This is a genomic window from Methanobrevibacter sp. (assembly GCF_045577275.1).
Taxonomy (GTDB): domain Archaea; phylum Methanobacteriota; class Methanobacteria; order Methanobacteriales; family Methanobacteriaceae; genus Methanobrevibacter.
Genome location: NZ_JAZNIB010000242.1, coordinates 1 through 3797 on the forward strand (window position 1 = coordinate 1; position 3797 = coordinate 3797).

Genomic DNA, 3797 nt, shown 5'->3' on the forward strand with positions numbered 1-3797 from the left:
ATTTATAGTTTACCATATCTAATAAAATATCCTAATTAGTCTTTAAAATTAATTTAAACTAATAATATTTAATTTTAAAATCGATAAACTTATATATTATCTTTTTTAAAAGAATAATTAGTTTTATGTAAGTATTGAAATTCCCTTGAAGGAGATCTGAAATGTATAAGATTATTAACGAAGACAATACTCTTGTAAAAGACTATCCATCCCCACAGATTTACGAAACAATGAGCGATGAAGAAAAAAGGAATATTTTTGTATTTAAAAATGAAATAGAAAAAATGACAGTGCCAAATGGATTAGGAAAAGTATCAGTAACCATATCCTATGATGGATCCTATCGTGAAAAGGAATTCATAATAAAATATTCAAATGGATTTTCAAAAGAGCATTATGAGAAAGAAATAGATAAAATAGATAATCACATGTTAACTTTTTCAAAAAAGAACCATCTTTATGACTTTTACCTCGATAGTTATATATTGTTAAGAGATTGAATCATTAAAATAAGAATAGTCCTAAAATAGGAAAATAAATTTGAATAAAAAAAGAAAAAATGGATTATTTAAGCGTAGTAGCGAAGAGGTTTGTCTTTTTCTTTTTCTTCACCTAAGCCAAATAATACTTGGAACAATTCGGACAAATCATCCACAGGACCGATGCCTAATCTTAGGCAAGCCCCAATGAAGAGTTTTTCAACATCTTCATCTGCTATTTTGTCCCCTTTTTCTGATTTGAGATATCCCAAGAAGTATGCAGCCACAATTGGGCCAATGCCATAATCAGGGAGCTCTCTGTCTTGTTCCTGTTGAATTAAACCAAAACTTTTTTCACTCATGATATCACCGGAACAATACTATAAACATGATTGCTTATAAAGGTTTGCTATTTTTAACCATACATGAAAAAATATTAAAAAAAAGAGAAAGAGAATGGAAAGATTAAGTTGTATATTCAACATCAGACTTCAATCCAACAAGGGAGGCAGAGACTGCTATTACACAAAGAACAGCGGAAATAATGCATGAAATCTTTGAACTTGCGATAAGCAATGGATAATACTCAGGAACGATAGGCACATTTCCCATAACAAATGCGAAAATAACTGTCAAAAGACCCATACTCAATGTCTGACCGATAACCCTTACAGCTGCAAGTGATGCAGAAGCGGTTGGAGTCTCCTCTTTAGGTACAGAGCTCATGATTGCATTTGTATTTGGAGTTGAAAACAATCCATAACCGATTCCCTGCAGGAACATTGCTACAACAATTAAGTACAATGGAGTGGATTCATCCAGGAAGCATAAGATCAAAATCGCTACTGTAACAAATCCCATACCAATTGCTGCAAGCTTCTGAGGGTCTATCTTATCTGAAATCCTTCCTGAAATAGGTGCAATGATTGCCATCATAAGAGGAGTTACAATAAGAAGCAATCCTGATGTTTGGGAGTCAAGACCCATAATGTATTGAAAATGATAGGTCACTATGTATGTGATTACAAAGGTTGCAAGATAACTTATCAAGGATGCCAAATTTGAAGAGGAGAACCTTATATTCTTAAAGAGTCTCACTTCAAATACAGGATTGTCAAGCCTCAATTCAATATAAGCAAAGAGAATAAGGAGCAAGAAACCGACTATCAGGAATATCACACCTAAGATTGTATTGATGACTGTAAATCCATAAATGAACAATAGGATTCCTATGATATACACAATAGATCCCAACTTATCTATTGAACCTTCATACATGGACCATTCGCCATCTAAAGATAGGCATAGGTATAATGAAAAGATAAGCGGAATGAGCATTATATAGAAAATGCTCTGCCAACCGAGGTAATAGATTACAAATCCACCTATAACAGGAGCTGAAGACAAACCGATATATACTCCTGCAATGTTTAATCCCAATGCCTGTCCGCGGGTTTCCGGAGGAACTGCTGAAACGATCAATGCCATTGATGCAACATTGATGAATGCTGCCCCTATACCTTGTATGACTCTAGAAAAGAGCAATAGATAGCTTGTATTCGAAAAGCAGGAAAGGACACATCCTATAATTGTCACAATGATTCCTATCAATAATGATTTCTTTAGGCCATATTTACCTGTTAATTTTCCTAATGGTATTGATAGAGCTGCAATTGCAAGCAAAAATATTGTTGCAACCCAATTCTGCATAATATTGCTCATAGCCAATTCACGAGCAATAAGAGGCAATGCAACTGATATGTTAGCTATAAATGCTGTAACAAATGAAACCACTGCAGCAAGCAGAATGACTGATTTTTCCAATCCTAATTTATTTACAATACCCATTAAAATAACCTATTTAATTGATATTATTAGTTATAATCAAGATTGAATATAAATTTTTATATAATTTTACAATTTAAAAATAGCCTAATTATAGTTAAAAATAACTTAAAATAGTTTAATTCACTGAAAAAAGTTTTAAAAAAGAGAATTAGTATGAAAGATTATAACAATTTGTAGAAGAGATTGCTATAATATAATGTTTTGTGATTTAGAATTTTTAAATAATATTTGGATTGTAGTGATTTTTAAGATTTAAATAAACTTTCATGAAACTACAAATCATTATAATCTTTACTAAAATGCATTAAGGAGAGAAAATAAGTATATGCTACTTATTAACTTTTAGACACAATATACTTCGGCAAATCATATTCGTTTCTAACTTTATAAGGTAACACAGCGATAATATTTTATAAATAATACAAATTTACCAAAAAGTAATATCATGCTTATTTAATATATAGTAGTAATAATCATATAAAGTTTTTCTTAATACTAAGGCCTAAAATTAGCTTAAATTAGTAATACTCTTTATAAAGAGTATTATTTAATTAATAAATAATTAAGTGAAAGTAATAATAAAATTTGAAAAAAAGTAATACTCTTTAGAAAAAATAGGAATGAATAAAAAGAAAATTAAAATAAAAAAAATAGAAAAAAGATTATTTACTCATAAAAATGAAAAAAGTTTTGGTCCCGGTTTTGCAGGCCGAAGGCCTGGAAAAGCGGGGGTTAAAAGGCACCACCACCTCCACCACCGGAACCGCCTCCGATTCCTCCAATGGAGTCATTGTTAGCAGCTGAGATAGTAGATGATGCAGTTGAAAATGAACTGTTTATATGATTGTGTCCACCAAGATAATAGAACATGAACAAATCATTTGTTGTATAGTTAGGATCATTCAATCCACCATAAACATGCATCTTCATAGCCTTATAGACTTGATCCGCCACTCCAAGAGCTGTTGCATAGACCAAATACTTGTTCCAAATTGCAATTGATTCAGGAGGATGCTCCTTTATCAAGGAATAATCCTTAAGATACTTTTTGAACTTTTCCCATCTTTCAGTGTAAAGCTTTCCTTTCAAGGTGTATTTTCCTCCAATTCCAGATGGCAGGAAAAGACATGCTCCACCTACAATTGCAAAGAATATTGCAACCAATGTGGTTATGAAGGATCCTCTGAAATGCACGAAAAGAGAAAGAGCTCCAACAATAATGGCCAGAACAATTGCACCTATACCAAAGAACATCATATAGTCAGACCCTTTTTCATCAAAGTATTGGCTGAATATCTCATCTGGCAAATAGTCATCCTTGAAGTTCTGACACCAGTTGTTGTATCTGTCTTGGTAAGCCCTTGCTTGGTTTTCCTCTCTAAGGCAATCCTCCATATATGAAAAGCTGATTCTGCCATTCAATTCATATGTCCTTAAGATGTCAATCAATTCCCTTTCATACCTTTCAAG

Annotated in this window: 4 protein-coding genes; 1 reads left to right on the forward strand and 3 read right to left on the reverse strand. The window is 32.2% G+C overall.

The features are described from left to right. Positions 1–161: 161 nt before the first annotated feature. Complete coding sequence (locus ACKI67_RS06795; RefSeq protein WP_407462704.1) at positions 162–500, forward strand: hypothetical protein; 339 nt, start codon at positions 162–164, stop codon at positions 498–500. A gap of 68 nt (positions 501–568) precedes the next feature. Here the strand turns inward: ACKI67_RS06795 and ACKI67_RS06800 are convergent, their stop codons facing one another. From ACKI67_RS06800 to ACKI67_RS06810, 3 genes are all read right to left on the reverse strand, one after another. Then, positions 569–841, reverse strand: coding sequence for a hypothetical protein (locus ACKI67_RS06800; RefSeq protein ID WP_407462705.1), 273 nt, complete (start codon positions 839–841; stop codon positions 569–571). Positions 842–944: 103 nt separating this feature from the next. Continuing rightward, positions 945–2327, reverse strand: a complete 1383-nt coding sequence (locus ACKI67_RS06805; protein ID WP_407462707.1) for an MFS transporter — start codon at positions 2325–2327, stop codon at positions 945–947. 732 nt (positions 2328–3059) lie between these two features. Continuing rightward, the coding region (locus ACKI67_RS06810) for a DUF2207 family protein (protein WP_407462708.1) at positions 3060–3797 on the reverse strand (738 nt) is incomplete at its 5' end.